The organism is Mesorhizobium sp. WSM4847, from assembly GCF_055811335.1.
Map to the genome: position 1 here is coordinate 92023 of NZ_JBVVPY010000009.1, position 17089 is coordinate 109111.

The 17089-nt window shown below is 61.8% G+C and carries 12 protein-coding genes; 7 read left to right on the forward strand and 5 right to left on the reverse strand.

The features are described from left to right. On the forward strand, positions 1-1521 hold the full coding sequence (locus tag AC0L28_RS15215) for a sensor histidine kinase (RefSeq protein WP_473478380.1): 1521 nt from the start codon (positions 1-3) through the stop codon (positions 1519-1521). A 72-nt stretch (positions 1522-1593) separates the two neighbouring features. Here AC0L28_RS15215 and AC0L28_RS15220 read toward each other — a convergent pair whose 3' ends face one another. Further along, a complete protein-coding gene (locus tag AC0L28_RS15220) occupies positions 1594-2589 on the reverse strand; it encodes a nicotinate-nucleotide--dimethylbenzimidazole phosphoribosyltransferase (RefSeq protein WP_128172513.1) in 996 nt (331 codons plus the stop codon). A 181-nt stretch (positions 2590-2770) separates the two neighbouring features. On the opposite strand from AC0L28_RS15220, the gene AC0L28_RS15225 reads away from it, so the two are divergent. The 3 genes from AC0L28_RS15225 (at position 2771) to AC0L28_RS15235 (ending at position 6119) form a co-directional block, all read left to right on the forward strand. After that, on the forward strand, positions 2771-3004 hold the full coding sequence (locus AC0L28_RS15225) for a DUF1289 domain-containing protein (RefSeq protein ID WP_473478382.1): 234 nt from the start codon (positions 2771-2773) through the stop codon (positions 3002-3004). A 7-nt stretch (positions 3005-3011) separates the two neighbouring features. Then, positions 3012-3716: a TIGR02281 family clan AA aspartic protease gene (locus tag AC0L28_RS15230; RefSeq protein WP_091590936.1), complete on the forward strand. Its 705-nt coding sequence runs from the start codon at positions 3012-3014 to the stop codon at positions 3714-3716. A gap of 213 nt (positions 3717-3929) precedes the next feature. Next, complete coding sequence (locus AC0L28_RS15235) at positions 3930-6119, forward strand: adenylate/guanylate cyclase domain-containing protein (protein ID WP_473478384.1); 2190 nt, start codon at positions 3930-3932, stop codon at positions 6117-6119. Positions 6120-6257: 138 nt separating this feature from the next. On the opposite strand, the gene AC0L28_RS15240 is transcribed toward AC0L28_RS15235, so the two are convergent. The 3 genes from AC0L28_RS15240 to AC0L28_RS15250 form a co-directional block, all read right to left on the reverse strand. Next, a complete protein-coding gene (locus AC0L28_RS15240; RefSeq protein WP_287227978.1) occupies positions 6258-7856 on the reverse strand; it encodes an ABC transporter substrate-binding protein in 1599 nt (532 codons plus the stop codon). Positions 7857-8418: 562 nt separating this feature from the next. After that, entirely contained in the window at positions 8419-9414 is a 996-nt protein-coding gene (gene dusA, locus AC0L28_RS15245) for a tRNA dihydrouridine(20/20a) synthase DusA (protein ID WP_473478387.1), read from the reverse strand. Positions 9415-9520: 106 nt separating this feature from the next. Continuing rightward, positions 9521-12451 carry an ATP-binding protein gene (locus AC0L28_RS15250; RefSeq protein ID WP_473478389.1) on the reverse strand — a complete coding sequence of 977 codons (2931 nt, stop codon included), beginning with the start codon at positions 12449-12451 and terminating at the stop codon, positions 9521-9523. Positions 12452-12650: 199 nt separating this feature from the next. Between AC0L28_RS15250 and AC0L28_RS15255 the strand changes: the two genes are divergently transcribed. The 3 genes from AC0L28_RS15255 to AC0L28_RS15265 are packed head-to-tail and all read left to right on the forward strand — an operon-like array spanning position 12651 to position 15491. Further along, a complete protein-coding gene (locus AC0L28_RS15255; RefSeq protein ID WP_128172507.1) occupies positions 12651-13925 on the forward strand; it encodes an epoxide hydrolase family protein in 1275 nt (424 codons plus the stop codon). A gap of 32 nt (positions 13926-13957) precedes the next feature. After that, the gene (locus AC0L28_RS15260) at positions 13958-14374 is read left to right on the forward strand and encodes an organic hydroperoxide resistance protein (RefSeq protein WP_023801884.1); all 417 of its coding nucleotides are present in this window, start codon (positions 13958-13960) and stop codon (positions 14372-14374) included. Between the two features lie 58 nt (positions 14375-14432). Then, positions 14433-15491, forward strand: coding sequence for an alpha/beta fold hydrolase (locus AC0L28_RS15265; RefSeq protein WP_473478392.1), 1059 nt, complete (start codon positions 14433-14435; stop codon positions 15489-15491). Positions 15492-15693: 202 nt separating this feature from the next. Here AC0L28_RS15265 and AC0L28_RS15270 read toward each other — a convergent pair whose 3' ends face one another. Continuing rightward, positions 15694-17022 (reverse strand): aspartate aminotransferase family protein, encoded by a 1329-nt coding sequence (locus AC0L28_RS15270; RefSeq protein ID WP_473478396.1) that lies wholly within the window; start codon positions 17020-17022, stop codon positions 15694-15696. Between the last annotated feature and the right edge of the window lie 67 nt (positions 17023-17089).

Below are 17089 nucleotides of genomic sequence, written 5' to 3' on the forward strand. Positions count from 1 at the left end.
ATGCCCTCGCAACGTTCGACCACAGCGGACAAGTTTATTGTGGACCGCCGGAAACCCCATCGCAACAGCGATGTGGCGCGCGCGGTGCGCAAGACGCGCGACCGTCTTTCGCAGCAGGCCGGAAATCCTGATTTCGACCGCGAGCTGTTGAAACTGCACGCCCGTGCGATGATAGGCGGCGCGATCATAGTTCCGCTTCTCGTCCTGGCGACCGCCGCGACCGGTCTGTTCGCTGGCGTCGGAAAGGCAATTGGCGTCTGGGCGCTTCTTATACTCAACTGCTACGCCATCGTCGTGTTCATGGCGAGGCGCGTCGACCGAACGGAAGCTGCCGAACTCAACCCGCTGCAAACGCACCGTGATTTCCTGATAGGCCATTTCCTTTGCGGCCTGGGCTGGGCCTGGTTTGCCTGGCTCGGTTGCGACGCTTGCCAGGTCGACCAGTTCCAGTTGATCAAGGCGGTGGTGCTGCTGCTTGCCATGGCGGCGACGGCGATCACAGCGTCATCGTTGCGCGGTGCGTTGCTGGCGACTTTCGCCGTTCCGGTGGCCGCCTATGCCTATGCCGGCGCCAGGCAGTGGATGCCGGTCGAGTTGATCATGGCCGGGTTGCTGGTTGTCTCGCTGCCCTTCTTCGCCTATGTGGCGCGCCGCCTCAATCGCTCGTCCTTGATGCTGCTCTCGTTCCGCTCCGAAAAGGACGCGCTGATTGCCGAATTGGACACGGCGAAATCGATGTCGGACGAAGCGCGCCGACGGGCGGAGGACGCCAACCTGGCAAAGTCGCGGTTTTTGGCCTCGATGAGTCATGAGTTGCGGACGCCGCTCAACGCCATTCTCGGTTTCTCCGAGGTGATGGCGAACGAAGTGCTCGGACCGATGAGCAATCCGACCTATCGCGACTATGCTCGCGACGTCCATGACTCTGGCCAGCACCTGCTCGACCTGATCAACGAAATCCTCGACCTGTCGCGCATCGAAGCGGGCCGCTACCAGCTCAACGAAGAGCCGATGATGCTGCTTTCCGTCGTCGAGGATTGCTGTCACATGATGGAGCTGAAGGCGCGCAACAAGGACATCCGCATCGTCCAGGATTTCGAAAACGCCTTGCCGCGCCTGTTCGCTGACGAACGCGCGGTGCGCCAGATCGCGCTCAATCTTTTGTCGAACGCCATCAAGTTCACCGGAACTGGCGGCGAGATCCGCGTGCGCGTCGGCTGGACGGCGGGCGGCGGCCAATACCTCTCCGTCAAAGACAATGGGCCCGGCATTCCGGAAGACGAGATTCCGGTCGTGCTGTCCGCCTTCGGCCAGGGCTCCATCGCCATCAAGAGCGCCGAGCAAGGCACCGGGCTTGGCCTGCCGATCGTCCAAAGCCTGCTCGCCATGCATGGCGGCGAGTTCGAACTCCATTCCAAACTGCGCGAAGGCACCGAGGCGATCGCCATCTTTCCGTTGAGCCGGGTGATGGAGGAATTGCCGGCGCTGCCGACCAGGGCCGTTGCTGCGCGCCGGCGATAGACGCTTAATGCATGTCGCCGCAAAACAACAACCTGAAGCGCGTCGCATGAGGCGGGTCGAACGCGACGCGCTTTAATGCAGCGCCGCTGCCATGCCCGAGGCGGTGAGCGCAGCGGCTTTGACCAGGCCGGCCGCAAGTGCCGCCCCTGCCCCCTCGCCGTGGCTGACGCCGAGATCAAGCAGCGGGCGCAAGCCGAGCCGCTCGGCGGCCCGAGCATGCGCAGGCTCTGGCGACAGGCTGGCAAGCAGGCAATGATCGAGCGCAGTGGCGTCGGCGGCATGCAGCGCCGCCGCAGCGGCTGTCGCCACCAACCCATCGAGCAGGACGGGGATCTTCTGCGTCCGGGCGGCGAGGATGGCGCCGGCAATCGCTGCGAACTCACGGCCGCCAACCCGGCGCAACGCTTCCAGCGGGTCCCTGAGACCTGTGCCGTGGAAGGCTAGCGCGGCATCGACCACTTCCGCCTTGCGCACCCGCATCGATGCATCGGCGCCCGATCCGGATCCGACCCAATCTGCGCCACTGCCGCCGAACAGTGCGGCAAGCAAGGCCGCGGCGACGGTGGAATTGCCGACGCCGAGGTCGCCAAGGCAAAGCAGATCGGCGCCGCCGGCGATCGCCTCCATGCCGAAGGCCATGGTGGCGGCACAGCCGCGTTCGTCAAGTGCCGTCTCCTCGGTGATGTCGGCGGTTGGAATGTGCAGCGCAAGATCGAACACTTTCAGCCCGAGATTATTGGCGATGCAGATCTGGTTGATCGCCGCACCCCCGGCCGCGCAAAGCTCGACGGCGTTCGCCGTGGCAGCGACGGGCCGTGGCGAAATGCCGTGGCGAGCGACGCCGTGATTGCCGGCGAAGATCGCCACCAGAGGCCGGTTCACTGCCGGCGGCGCGCGGCCGCTCCAGGCGGCCAGCCAGGCCGCGATGTCCTCGATGCGGCCGAGCGAACCCTTGGGTTTGTCGGCCGTGGCAAACAGCGCACGGACGCGGGCTTCGGCTGCCGCGTCGGCCTGCGGCAGGGTCGCCAGAAGATTGCGAAAATCGTCGAAGGGCAGCGCGCTGGTCATGTCGTCGATGATCGTTCCCGGAGTTGGTGAGCGGCATAGCCGCCTTGCTCGGCCGGCACAACTGCCTGCATTGACGCGAACGCGGCTGCCGGCGGCGCATTCCGGAGGGCTTGCATTGGCGTTGCCGTTACACCATGTGGAGGCGAGACGAGGGATTCCTTGGGAATCCTGAGAGATAAACATGACGGCCATCGAATCCCCATGCGTCCTGGTCTGTTCGATCGATATGAAAACCGGCTTCTGCTTCGGTTGCGGCCGCACGCGCGAGGAAATCGGCGCCTGGATCGAGATGACCCCTGAAATCCGCCGGCGCGTCATGGCCGAGCTGCCGGCCCGGCTGGAAACGGTTGAACGCAGACCGCGCCGCGAAACCCGCCGCACCCGCCTCGCGCGCGAACGCGACGCTCTCTCGTGAGCCACATATGAACCGGGTTTTCTGGGTTTTGATGATCCTGATCGGGGTAGGCGTTGTCCTGCTCATGCTCAATGATTCCGCCGGCAGCACATTCGGCGTCGAGAATTACGATTTCAGCCGGCTGATCTGGCTTGGCGCACTGGTTGCACTCATCGCCGCCGGCCTGCTCAGATCAGGCAGACCCTTGGGCACGATGGCCCGCAGCATGGGCGCCTGGGCCGTCATCGTGCTCGCACTGATCGCCGGCTACCAGTATCGTTATGAATTGCAGGATTTCGCCAGCCGGGTAACGGCCGGCCTTGTTCCCGGCAGTCCGCTGGCGTTGGGCCTTGAGGACGGCCACGCCACGGTGACCCTGGACAAGGCCGGCAATGGCCATTTCGAAGCACGAATCATGGTCAACGGCACGCCGGTCCGGGCCGTGGTCGATACCGGCGCAACCAGCACCGTGCTGACCGCGCAGGACGCGCAAGCGGCGGGCTTCAATCCAGCCGCTCTCAATTTCACCATCCCGGTTTCCACCGCCAACGGCATGGCGCGCGCCGCCGTCGTGAGAACCGACGAATTGGCGATCGGCGGGATCGTGCGCAAGGACATGCCGGTCATGATCGCCGCGCCCGGCATGCTCGGTCAGAGCCTGCTCGGCATGAATTTCATCGGCTCACTGTCCGGTTTCGACGTGCGCGGCGACCGCATGATCTTGCGCGATTGAAAAGTCAGGCGGCTGCGCCGCCGCTCAGTGAGCTGCCAATAGTGCGCTCTCGTTGGGACAGTCGGTCAGCGTAGCGAGCATCTCCGACACTTTGCAAACTCTCGATCTGGGAACTTCAAGGCAAATCGTGACCCAAAGCCGACGAGAGCAGGACTAGGCTCCGAAGCGATACTCTTTTATCATGGAAACAGTTGCCCAGCGCCGGAAACTACCATGGAGCGCAGGCTTGCGGCGATACTTGCCGCTGACATCGTTGGCTACAGCCGCCTTATGGAAGCCGATGAGGCGGATACCCTCGCGCGCCTGAAGAGCACCCGCGAGAACCTGATCGATCCGAAGATCGCCGCTCATAAGGGGCGCATCGTGAAGCTCATGGGCGACGGCGCGCTCATAGAATTCTCCAGCGTGGTCGACGCGGTCGGTTGCGCCGTCGAAATCCAGCGGACGATGGCGGAGTGCAACGCCGAACTGCCGAAGGAAAAACAACTCGAATTCCGCATTGGCGTAAACCTTGGCGATGTGATTGTCGAAGGGCAGGATATCTATGGCGACGGCGTGAATGTCGCAGCGAGACTGGAAGGATTGGCCGAACCCGGGGGCGTCCTTATTTCAGGAACGGCGTTCGATCAGGTCGAGAGAAAGCTGGATTTTGAGTTCGAATTCTTGGGTGAACAAAAGCTCAAGAACATCGAAAAACCTATTCGTCTGTATCGGGCAGGCCCGCGGGCACGCGCCGCATCCGGAACAGTTCCAGCAAAACGCAAGCGCTATATCGAATGGCGCCGGCCGGCGGTCGCGGCGACGGCGCTGATCCTGATCGCCGGAGGTGTAGCACTTTGGAAGGTCGTTGGGGACGGTTCAGGACCGCCGGTCGAGGTGGCCTCCAGGGAAAGAATGGCGCTCCCGCTACCTGACAAGCCATCGATCGCTGTATTGCCATTCACCAACATCTCGAGCGACGCCGGCCAGGAGCACTTCGCCGACGGCATGACCGATGACTTGATCACCGACCTTTCCAAGCTTTCCGGCCTTTTCGTGATCGCGCGAAACTCGACATTCGTTTACCGCGGCAAGCCGGTAAAAATCAGCCAGGTCGCCGAAGAACTTGGCGTGCGTTACGTTCTCGAGGGAAGCGTACGGCGAGCCGGCGAGCAGGTGCGAGTCAACGCCCAGCTCATCGATGCCCTCACCGGCGGGCATGTGTGGGCGGACAGGTTCGATGGAAACGTCGCCGATATTTTTGCGGCCCAGGACATTTTTGTCGCAAAGATCGTCGAAGCGTTGAAGGTCAATCTCACCACCACCGAAAAAACGGAAATTGCCCGCGCCAAGCCGGACAATATCGCAGCCAAGGAAGCTTTCGAAGAGGGTTGGAGCCTTTATCTCCGTTACAACGCAAAGGACACAGCTGCCGCCATCACTTCCTTGAAAAAAGCAACCGAGCTTGATCCCGACTATGGGCGAGCTTATGCCGCCCTGGCGCTGGCCTACTTCCGCGTCGTTGACTCACTCTGGGGTAAAGAACTCGGTAGGGACGAACCATATTTCTGGTGGGGAGCTCACGATTACGTAGAGCTGGCCAAGAAATATCCAACGTCACTGTCTTATACGGTCGAGGCATTGCGGAACGTTTATCAAGGTCTGGCCAAAGATGCACGCAGGAATGCCGGTCGAGCGATTGCATTGGATCCCAACGACCCCGAAGCACACATCGCAATGGCTTGGGCGCTGACGATCTCAGGCGAACCTGCCGAGGCGCTGAATTTCGTCGCGACCGCCATGCGGCTCAACCCGACCTATCCAAGCCACTACGTTCTCGCTCGTGGATTGGCGCTTTTTGCAATGGGCGATCTGAAACAAGCGGCTGAGGTGTTCGGAGACGGCGTCAGGCGAAACCCAGACGCAACTGCGCTCTTTCTACCACTCAGTTCCGTGCTGGCGCAGCTCGGGCGCCGGGAAGAAGCCAGGCAAATGCTCCTGAAGTTCCGACCGGGTGCAGACCAGAAAGGGCTCGAAAATCTTCCCGACACCTATATCTTCTCGTTCCAATGGGATTATGAACACGCAGGCGTGCGGGAGCGCCTGTATGATGGTCTCCGTATCGCTGCGCTGCCGCTGGCCATCACCGTTACGAGCCTGGAAACAGAGCTTGAGACCGGCAATCCCTTTTCCCAGCAATATGCGGCAGAGCGACTGGGCTGGTTTGGACCAGCGGCAGCACAAGCCGTTCCGGCTCTGGTTGAAGCGCTTAAGGTTGAATATCTCCGCCGGGATGCCATCGAGGCGCTGGGAAAGATCGGGCCTCCGGCACGAGCTGCGATACCTGCGCTCGTGGCACTCCAGAATGAAGCTCTAATTGGCATTCACGCAAAGGACGCACTGTCCAAAATCAGAGGCAATTGATCGACCCTGGACGCGCGCCCGGGATTTCCGCTTGTGGTCCAACGCGGACCTGCTGCGATGTCCGCTCGGGAGCCGCTGGTGGGGGCAAGGAGACATTAGACGCGTCCAGTCCGCCATCCCAGTTTATGAGTAGACGGCCTAGGCGAACCACCAGCGTTCGGCGATCTTAAGCCCGTCCATCGGCCAGTTCGACGCCACCTCGCCATGGGCGAGAGCCTTGGTGTGGGCATCGACATAGGAGTTGAAGACGACATTAATGAGCCCGCCGTCGTCATGCAGCAATTGCTGCATTTCGGCATACATGCCGGCACGCTTGGTATCGTCGGTCTCCGAGCGGGCGGCGACGAGCAGCTCATTAAAGCGCGGATTTTTCCAAGACGTTTCGTTCCACACCGCTTCCGCCGCATAGGCGATGGTGAACATCCAGTCGCACGTCGGCCGGCCGGCCCAGTAAGAGGCGTAGAACGGCTTCTTGAACCAGACATTGTCCCAGTAGCCTTCATTGGGCTCCCTGATCACATTCAGGTTGAGCCCGGCCGCCCGGGCATGCTCCTGCCACAGGAGAGCCGAGTCGGTCGCACCCGTGAACCCGGCATCCGCGACCGACAGGTCGAACTGGGTGTTCTCGGCCCCCGCCTTCTTGAGAAGGCTCTTGACTATATCGGGGTCGTAGACATGCTTCGGCTGCGGATCGATCGCGAACTTGACGGTCGGTGCGACCGGATTGTCGTTGCCGACGGCGCCGTGGCCGAGAAACACCTTCCGCACGATCTCGTCGCGATTGAGCGAGTACTTGATCGCATTGCGCACATCGGGATTGTCGAAGGGCGCCTTCTGGACGTTCATGACATAAACGTAGTGGCCGTAGCCCGTCGTCTCCGAGATCACGAGATCGGGGTTCTGCCTCAGGATGTCGAGCGTCTTCAGATCGCAGCGATCCATGTAGTGGACCTCGCCGGTGTTGAGCGCGTTGGTGCGCGCCTTCACATCGTTGATCGCCAGGCATTCGACACGGTCGAACCAGCCCTTGTCGGATTTGAAGTAGCTCGGGTTCTTGTTGAAGGTGGCGATGACGCCGGGCTCGAATTTCTCGAGCATGTAGGGGCCGGTGCGGATGCCCGACTCCCAGTCGACGCCGCCCTCTTTCGCCGGCATGACCGGGATGTCCGACATGATGTAGGGGAAGTCGGCATTGCCGCCGTCGAGTTCGAACACCACCGTCTCGGCACCGTCGGCGACGACATTCTTGACCGAAGCCAAGAGCGATTTCATCACCGATTTCGTGCCCTTGACGTTATGGTGCCTGACAGAGGCCACGACATCGTCGGCGGTAACCGTCTTGCCATTGTGAAAGGTGGCTCCTTTCCTCAGTTTGAACACCCACTTCTTGGCGCCGTCTGACGGCTCAAAGCTCTCGGCGAGGTCGGGGACCACGTTGCCCTTGGAATCGATCTCGGTTAGGCCATTCGACAAGGTTCCGAATAGCGCGGTGCCGGTGAACGGGTTGACGCTGGTACTACCCGGGTCCAGTGAATCGGTGGCGGCGGCATCGCCGATTCCGATCTTCAAGGTGCCGCCCTTCTTGGGCTCGGCGCGCACCGCCTGGACGAACATCGCATTGGCGGCCGTGGCGGTAAGGCCGGCGGCGAACGCCAGCTGAACAAAGTCGCGACGCGAAACGCTGCCTTTCGCGGCAAGCTTGGCGGCCAACTTCAGTTTCGTTGCAAATTCCGTCACAGATGCTCTCTCCCTCGAACGGGAAGATCATGCGAGACCCTCGGCGGCCCGAGAGACTTTAGGACGATAGCACAACAGGCATTCCCGAGCTAACGAGGAACCTCCGGCAGCGCACGGTCGGACTCGTGTCCTCTCGCTTGCTCCCGCGTGGACTTGGGCCCTCGCCCGGGGCGGGTGGATCGGTCGATATCCAGTTCGTTGGCTGCGACGGAAAGATTGCCAACCTGTATTTCGAATACACATGGCTGGAGTTGCTGGGTCCGCCTCTATCACCCCGCACGCAAATTTTAGATCGCACATGGGTATTCTCGGAGCCGAAGCTGATGAATGGACATGAGGACGTCCAATGTCCGCTCTTCCAAAGCTGCCCTGGAATCGCTTTCGCTAATGTCCGTTTCTGGCGCTACTTGCCCGTTCAGGTGGCCGCTACAGGTTGATTGCGAGCGACCTTGGGCAGTCTTTCGAAACGAACGCCCAACAGAATCGTCATTTGTTCTCGCTCAGCGTTGTTTGGCGTACCTTCAACGCGACGCCCTCCACATGATCTTGCGCGACTGGACAGTCAGGCTGCTTCGGCGTCCGTCCCGCTAAAATCGACTGCAGCGAAAGCCGCCTTCAGCACATCCGGTCCGGCGCCGGGCCTTGTCGCATCGGTCGAAAGGATCTGCCGGTAGCGGCGCGCGCCAGGCAGGCCGTGGAACAGGCCGACCATGTGACGGGTGACATGGCCAAGCCGCCCGCCCCGCTCGATATGGCGTGCCGCATAATCCGCCATCGCATCGATCAGCGCGGCAAAATCGAACGTTTTGGACCTGTCGCCGTAAAACGCCGCATCGACGCCTGCCAGAATGCCCGGCGTATGATAGGCGGCGCGGCCGAGCATGGCGCCGTCGACATGATCAATGTGGTCAAGCGCCTCTTCAAGGGATTGAATTCCGCCGTTGATGCCGATGAATTTGTTTGGTTTTTTGGTTTTTAGCCGATACACCCTGTTGTAGTCGAGCGGCGGGATGTCGCGGTTTTCCTTCGGGCTCAGCCCTTCCAGCCACGCCTTGCGGGCATGCACCCACAGCGCGTCGGCGCCGGCCGCGAAAACCCCGTCCGCCAGCGCATCGAGCGCCGGCTCGGGATCCTGCTCGTCGACGCCGATGCGGCATTTGACTGTGACGGGAATGCCGACAGACGCCTTCATCGCCGCGACACAATCGGCGACCAGGTCAGGCGCCTTCATCAGGCAGGCGCCGAACGTACCCGACTGGACGCGATCGGACGGGCAGCCGACATTGAGGTTGATCTCGTCATAGCCGAAGACTTCGCCGATGCGGGCCGCCTCGGCAAGCTTCTGCGGATCGGAGCCGCCGAGCTGCAACGCGACCGGATGTTCCGTACCATCGAAGCCGAGCAAGCGCTCGCGCTTGCCATGGATGACCGCGTCGGCGACGACCATCTCGGTGTAGAGCAAGGCCCGGCGCGTCAACTGGCGATGCAGGAACCGGCAATGCCGGTCCGTCCAGTCCATCATCGGCGCTATGGCGAATTTTCTATATTTTTCAATCATTTACACACAGATTTTAAACCACGAGATTGGACGGACTGACACTGCCGGCCTCTATGATATGTGACTCATTTCATTCTTTTTTCAAAGCGTAACCATCAATGTCACTTCACACCGCTTTTCTGCTCATGACACAATATAATGGTAGGGCCGCCATTCCGCTCGATGAGGTCCGTCGCGATTGCCGAGCCAGACTACTGTGCGTCGCGAGCAGACGTGCAGCTGACTTCAGATCAGCAGTATCCAAACCCTCAACGAAGCGCTCGAACCGCGGCTGGAGATGCGCCCGGGCGGTTTCGTGTTGTCTGCGATCGATCAGAAGGGTAGCCAGGTCGACCGCGGCGCGCAGCTCCCACCCCCACGCGCCCCAACCCTGGCTCATTTCGAGTGACCGGCTGAAGTAGGTTTCAGCCTCGTCGCCAGATTGCACTGACGCCAAAACAAGGCAGCCCTTCACGCGCAGCAACTCCGGCATATAGCAGAGATCTCCGTTTGCCTCGACCGACAGGATCGTGTCGTCGAGCAGTGCGAGGGCCTCCGCGAGCCGGCCCGTGGCGGCAAGGCCTTGAACGAGCGCGACGTTGAGCGGAGTGGTGAGCAGTTCGTAGGGTGCTGCGTGGAGCTCCGCGAGACTGCCTTGCAGGCTCTCGATTCCCTTTTCCGCATCGCCTCGACGAATGGCCAGTTCTCCCTTGAAGCCTCGTCCTAGCGCCAGATACGGTCCGAGCGAGTGGGGTTCCGCACGCAAGCAGAGACGGTCTATATGCTCGTCCGCGCGGTCGAGATCGCCGACCCAAAGGAACACGGAAACGGCCCAGACAAGAGCGATCGAAAGCGTCAGCGGATGGTTCAGGATCTCGGCGTCCTTGATCGTCAGCAGCGCGCGTTCCACCGCCCGATCCGGATGGCCTTGCAGCCAAAGCGTTCTTGCCAGGATCGCGCCGGCCAGGATTTTCCCGTCGAAGCCGAGATAGTTGGTCGTGGTCCGACCGGAACGCGGCCCGTATCGCAATGCTGCCGCAAGCGAGGTCTGGGCGCGAGCTAGTTCTCCATTGAGGTGAAGCGATATTCCCATCAACGAATGCGCCAATGTCGTGGAGACGGAGTCTTCCAGCGCGTCGGCAATGACGGTGCAACGCTCCGCGTAGCGGAGCGCGGTCCTGAAATCTCCCGTACGCAAATGGAACATCTGCAGCGGCCCGAGAACCTGAATCTGGTCGAGCGCATCGCTGCGCTGCTCGGCAATGGAGAAGCTTCTGTTCAGCGCCACGCGCGCTGCGTCCCTTCCCCCGTGCGTGAACATCAGGGAAACTCCAAGGGCCGCCTGAAGGTGCATCTCCTCGCGTCCGCTGCGCATGGAGTCGTCGAGAGCGAAAATTGCCCGGGAGCTCCAGCGATGGCACTCGGTGAGCAAGGACATCGACAGGAAAAGCGGAGCAGCGGCGGCGGCAAGACGAATGCCGAGCCTGGCATCCCCGTTGGATCCGAAACACCAATCCAGAGCCCCACGCACATTGGCAAGGCCCGCGAGGTGCAGTGATCGTTGCGACGCGCTCGACAACGTAGGCCACTCATTCCCCGTATCCTCCAGCCATCGCAGACAGTACGTCGCGTGCCGGGCGGCCAGTTCCGTGAGTTCCGCATCCTGGACCTCGAACTGAAGGGCATAAGCCCGCGTCGTATCGAGCAGTCGATAGCGCATCGTTGCACCGGCTGGCCTCGCCGCGACCATCGACTTCGCCACGAGGCTATCGATGGCGCTGAATACGAGCGCATCGTCCACGGTCGGGCTCGTTACTATTGTCAGCGCGGCATCGATCGAAAAATGACCGACGAAAACGGCAAGCCGGCGAAGCACCAGGCGCTCGAATTCGGACAGAAGCCCGAAGCTCCAGTCCAGAGTAGCCTGAAGTGTCTTCTGGCGCGGCGGTGCGCTGCGCTGCCCCGGCCACATGAGGGCCAGGCGTTCATCGAGAAGTATCGCGGTCTTCTGCAGGCCGTAGCTCGCAACCCGTCCTGCTGCCAGTTCGATGGCAAGTGGTACGCCATCAAGCTTCCGGCAGATGTGCGCCACGACCCCCGCATCCGAATCGTCGAGGTCAAGACGAGAACCGCTCGCTGCTGCGCGCTCCAAGAACAGCTCGGTCGCAGGGAACGCCTGCGCGACTGCCGCGGTGGGTTCCAGATCGTCCGGCGGGTAAGCAAGCGGCGCCAGCTTGTAGACGTGCTCGCCTTCGACCTGGAGAGCCTCCCGGCTCGTCGCCAGGATGTGGGCCTGCGGCGCGGAAGCGAAGATACGGGCGGCCAGGTCTGCCGCCGCGTCTATGACATGCTCGCAGGTATCCAGGATCAGGAGGATTCTCTTGTCAGCCAGGTATGTGATGAGAGCGGACGTGGCGTCGTCAGACTGAAGCGACAGGCCCAGCATCGAGGCTACAGTCGGCGCAACCAGGTTGGGATCATTCAGCGCGCCAAGATCGACGAAATGCACAGCGCCGGCAAACGCATCGACGACGTGATGCCCGGCCGCCACTGCAACGGTGGTCTTGCCGACCCCACCCGTGCCGACGATCGTAACGAAGCGCGCGGCCGCCAGCTCCGCGGAAAGCGCGGCCGTGTCATCGGTTCGCCCAACCATGCGAGCTAGTCGGCTCGGGAGGTTGGCCTGCGGGTAGCTGGCGGCAGCCTCGCTTCGCGCATCGTTGCGACCACCCGATCGCGAGACCGGCGCCACGAAGCAATAGCCCCGGCCCTTCAAGGTAGCGATGTAGCGCGCGCCGTCCTTGCCGTCGCCCAACGCCTTTCTGAGATTGGCCATGTGAAACCGCAGACTACCCTCCTCGACGGTGACGTCGGGCCAGACGTTCGCCAATAAATCCCTCTTGCTGATCACCTCGTTGGAGCGGGCAGCCAAAGTAGCCAGGATATCGAAAGCGCGCCCGCCCAGATCGACGGTGGTGCCTTGCCGCAAGAGCAGCCGTTCGCGGACGGCAAGCGTAAAGGGACCAAATGATATCGTGTCGGTTGCAGGCCCTGTCATGACACTCCCTTCGCAGCCTGCTCATGCAGGCGACCACTCACCTATGAGAACAACAAAAGTGGGGGCTTCGCTGCAAGCCTGCATTCGCCGACGAGCGCTAACGTTGCATCATAATGCATAACGGGCGCTTCGGGCGATCTCCTTCTATGTGTCGAAAGCAGCAAGAACCTCTCTGCCGACGGACCCAAGGAAAACGACCATGCCCGCATCATCGCCATCGCTCACGCGACGAAGCCTGCTTGCCGCATCAGCGGCCACAGGCGCCTTGAGCCTGCTTCCAGCAATGGCGCGCGCGAGCGTCGATAGTGAAGCCGTCCGTCCCTTCCGCGCCGGCATTCCGGAGGAGGCAATCGTCGATCTCCGCCGACGTCTGGCAACGACGCGCTGGCCCTTGCGGGAAACAGTTACGGATCAGTCCCAAGGCGTGCAGCTCGCAAAGCTCCAGGATCTCCTTCGATACTGGATGACCGATTACAACTGGCGGAAGGTCCAGGCGAAGCTCAACGCTCTGCCTATGTTCGTCACCGAAATCGACGGCCTCGCTATCCACTTCATCCACGTCCGGTCCCGCCATGAGAATGGTATGCCGATGATCATGACGCATGGCTGGCCCGGCTCGATCTTGGAATTCATGAAGGTCGTCGGTCCGCTGACAGATCCCACGGCCCATGGCGGCGCGGCGGAAGACGCATTCCATCTCGTCGTACCGTCGATACCTGGCTTCGGCTTCTCCGGGAAACCGACGGAGGCTGGCTGGGGCTCAGACCATATCGGCCGTGCCTGGGGCGTGCTGATGAGGCGGCTGGGTTACGACCGCTACGTCTCGCAGGGTGGCGACTGCGGTTCGGTCATCTCCCATCGCATGGCGCTGCAGAAGGTGCCTGGGCTCATTGGCATACACGTCAACATGCCGGGGACCGTGCCGCCGGAAATTGCATCGGTGCTGGCGGCCGGCGGGCCGACGCCGAGCGGACTGACCGAGAAGGAAAGTGCGGCATTCGATGCGCTCGACACCTTCTGCAAGGACAGTTCCGGGTATGCCGCCATGATGGTGACGCGGCCACAGACCATCGGCTACTCCCTGGTGGATTCACCTGTGGGTCTTGCCGCCTGGATCTACGAAAAGTTCGCGCAGTGGACCTATAGCGGTGGCGACCCCGAGCGGGTTCTGACCAAGGACGAGATGCTCGACGACATCTCGCTCTACTGGCTCACTGAATCCGGAACCTCCGCGGCGCAGATCTACTGGGAAGACCACTCCAACAATTTCAATGCCGTGGACATTGCCGATCTTCCGGTCGCCGTGACGGTATTCCCCGGCGAAATCTACTGCGCGCCGCGAAGCTGGGCCGAGCGCTGCTACCACAACCTCATCTATTTCCATGAGGCCAAGGCCGGCGGGCATTTCGCTGCCTGGGAACAGCCGGAAATCTTCACGCAGGAGGTCCGTGCCGCTTTCAGATCGCTGCGCTGATCGAAGATCCGATGTCATACAGGATGCATGCCATGACTACCCAAGCAAAACGACTCTACACAGCGAAGGTGCACACAACGGGCGGCCGGGAGGGCGGCTCACGCAGTTCCGACGGCAGGCTGGACATCAGGCTCTCGACGCCCGGCGGCGCGGGCAGCGGCACCAATCCCGAACAGCTTTTTGCTGCCGGTTGGTCGGCATGTTTCGAGGGCGCGATGGCGATCGCCGCGCGCAAAATGAACGTCGTGCTGCCAGCAGACCTTTCGATCGATGCGGAGGTTGATCTCAACAGCGGCGACGGCGCCTTCTTTCTCAGCGCCCGGCTCAATGTGAGCCTGCCAGGGATGGATCGCAACGACGCCCGGGCCGTTGTCGATGCTGCTCATCAGACCTGTCCCTACTCGAAGGCCACGCGCGGCAACATCGAAGTCGAAATCAACCTGATCTAGTCCCTCGGTTTCGGCACTGCCGCGACTGCCCTGGAAACATGAACAAGGTAGTAGTCCCATGAACGCAATCAAAATTCCGGAAGTCGTCGACCATCATCGCCGACGCCTGTTCGGCATCGCGACCGCGACCGTGGCGTTGGCTCAGTTAGGAGCGGTCCGAACCTCCACTGCTCAGGGCGGGACGCAGACGACATTAGCCGGCGGGACAGGATCGCGAAACTCATTCGCATCGCTGAAGCAGATCGAGGCTGGTCTGCTCACCGTCGGGTATGCCGAGGACGGCCCGGCGGATGGGCCACCCGTCATACTGCTGCACGGCTGGCCCTACGACATCTACAGCTATGTCGATGTCGCGCCGCTGCTTGCAGGAGCCGGCTATCGGGTCATCATGCCCTATCTGCGCGGCTACGGCACGACGCGGTTCCTATCGGATGCCACTCTTCGCAACGGCCAGCAGGCTGCGCTGGCGGTCGATATCATCGACCTGATGGATGCCCTGGGCGTCGAAAAAGCGATCGTCGCCGGCTACGACTGGGGCGCGAGGACGGCAAATATCCTTGCCGCGCTCTGGCCGGAGCGCTGCAAGGCCATGGTTTCGGTCAGCGGCTATCTAATCGGCAGCCAGGCGGCCAACAAGGCGCCGCTACCGCCACAAGCCGAACTGCAATGGTGGTATCAGTTCTATTTCGCGACCGATCGTGGCCGTGCCGGCTATGCGCAATACACGGACGACTTCGCCAAACTGATCTGGCGGCTCGCCTCGCCGCGCTGGAACTTCGACGACGCGACCTTCGCCAGAAGCGCCGCTGCGTTCAAAAACCCCGACCACGTCGACATCGTCGTCCACAACTACCGTTGGCGGCTCGGCCTTGCTGAAGGCGAGCGCCGCTATGACGAACTGGAGGAAAAGCTTGCCAAGCGCCCGGAGATCGACGTGCCAACGATCACGCTGGAGGGCGACGCGAATGGTGCTCCACATCCCGATCCCGACGCCTATGCGAAGAAATTCTCCGGCAAGTACGAGCATCGGCTGATCACCGGCGGCATCGGGCATGACCTGCCGCAGGAGGCGCCTGATGCCTTCGCCACGGCCATCATCGATGTCGACAAGTTCTGAACGCGGACGGAGCGAGCGCATGAGACGCAATCTTGCAATTGCAGCCGTCATCGCCGTGTCGATCGCTCTCGCTATCGGCTGCGTTGAGATCGACAGCGTTCGAGTTAAGAACGCGGAAGCCTCGCCGATCTTGGCGTGACGATCCCGGTCGGTTACCGCAGCTGGGAACCAGGACCTGGCCACCTGGTCGCAGGCATGCGGTCTAGCCTGCGACCTTGATGAGCGCCCGCTCCATGGCTGCAAGGAAGAGGTCGACATGCTCGGCCTGGCAAACGAGCGGCGGGCGCACTTTGAGCGAATCCTCGTTGGCCCCTGTCGTGCTGACAAGGACGCCGTCGTCGCGCAGTGCGTTCACGACATCCAGCGCCATTGCCCGCCGGCTTGCCGCCGGGGCACCCTCACGCCCGATGTCGATGCCAAAGAACAGACCGGCGTTTCGGATAGCGCGAACTCCATATGGCTGCTGTGCGATTTTCTCCAGCCCGGCTCGGAGGCGCTGGCTCATGGCAAGCGCTTTCTGGGGGATCTGGTCGCGCTGCAGGATCGCCAGCACGGCGTCGGCGGTCGCTATGCCAACCGTATTTCCGGCGAACGTGTTGGAGTAGCGAGCGGTTGCGCCAAATTGCTCCATCGGTGCTTTGCGACCAACGACCGCGCCAATTGGAAATCCGTTGCCCATCGGCTTGCCGAGGGTAGCGAGATTGGGAACGATCCCGTGCCGTTCAAAGCCCCACATATGAGCGCCGGTTCGCCCAAAACCCGGCTGAACTTCGTCGGCGATGACGAGACCACCTGCCTCCCGCACCGCCGCAACTCCACCGGCGATGAAGCCGGGGGGATCGACCCATACGCCATCGCTGGAAAAAACACTGTCGATGAGCAGGGCCGCAACGCCGATGCCACGACGGTTCAGATCTACGATGGCCGCGCGTACTTGCGCCTCGAAAAAGTCCGCAGCCTGGGCTTCCGGCACACCCTCCGGCCCCGGCAGGGAGACCATGCGCACGAATGGGCTGAGCTTGACGGCGTCGCCCAGGTTCGGGGAAACCGCAGCGACAGCCGCGCTGGTGCCGTGATAGGCGTAGGTCGAGACGATCACGCCTTCATTGCCGCTCGCAAATCGCGCGATACGCAGGGCCAGATCGTTGGATTCACTCCCCGTGCAGGTAAAAACCACCCGGTCGAGCTCGCTTGGGAAAGTGTCGACCAGTCGCTCGGCATAGTCGATAAGTTTTGGCTCGAGATAGCGCGTGTTGGCGCTTATCCGGCCCGCCTGTTCAGCCATTGCGGCGTTTACTTCTGGGTGGCAATGGCCGAGCGACGGCACGTTGTTGTAGAAATCAAGATAGGCACGCCCGTCAGGGTCGTAGAGCCACATGCCTTCGCCGCGAACGAAGTGCACGGGCCGGCGGTACTGAAGCCGATAGGAGGCCCCAAGTACTTCGTCACGGCGAGCAATGAGCTCGGACTCGCGCCTCGGAAGATCGGATTCGCCGGGCCTGTAGCGATTAGGCATGAGATCTGTGGACATGTGCTGCTGCCTATCTGAAAGAGTACCTTGATCAATTCGCGGTTCGTCTTTTGGCTACCGTGCCGGT

What these genes read in the sequence shown, in the direction of transcription:
- AC0L28_RS15230 (WP_091590936.1), top strand. Translation starts at nt 3,012, where the DNA reads ATGAACCGGGTTTTCTGGGTTTTGATGATCCTGATCGGGGTAGGCGTT.
- AC0L28_RS15225 (WP_473478382.1), top strand. Translation starts at nt 2,771, where the DNA reads ATGACGGCCATCGAATCCCCATGCGTCCTGGTCTGTTCGATCGATATG.
- AC0L28_RS15250 (WP_473478389.1), bottom strand. Translation starts at nt 12,451, where the DNA reads ATGACAGGGCCTGCAACCGACACGATATCATTTGGTCCCTTTACGCTT.
- AC0L28_RS15270 (WP_473478396.1), bottom strand. Translation starts at nt 17,022, where the DNA reads ATGTCCACAGATCTCATGCCTAATCGCTACAGGCCCGGCGAATCCGAT.
- AC0L28_RS15265 (WP_473478392.1), top strand. Translation starts at nt 14,433, where the DNA reads ATGAACGCAATCAAAATTCCGGAAGTCGTCGACCATCATCGCCGACGC.
- AC0L28_RS15235 (WP_473478384.1), top strand. Translation starts at nt 3,930, where the DNA reads ATGGAGCGCAGGCTTGCGGCGATACTTGCCGCTGACATCGTTGGCTAC.
- AC0L28_RS15220 (WP_128172513.1), bottom strand. Translation starts at nt 2,589, where the DNA reads ATGACCAGCGCGCTGCCCTTCGACGATTTTCGCAATCTTCTGGCGACC.
- AC0L28_RS15260 (WP_023801884.1), top strand. Translation starts at nt 13,958, where the DNA reads ATGACTACCCAAGCAAAACGACTCTACACAGCGAAGGTGCACACAACG.
- AC0L28_RS15215 (WP_473478380.1), top strand. Translation starts at nt 1, where the DNA reads ATGCCCTCGCAACGTTCGACCACAGCGGACAAGTTTATTGTGGACCGC.
- dusA (WP_473478387.1), bottom strand. Translation starts at nt 9,414, where the DNA reads ATGATTGAAAAATATAGAAAATTCGCCATAGCGCCGATGATGGACTGG.
- AC0L28_RS15255 (WP_128172507.1), top strand. Translation starts at nt 12,651, where the DNA reads ATGCCCGCATCATCGCCATCGCTCACGCGACGAAGCCTGCTTGCCGCA.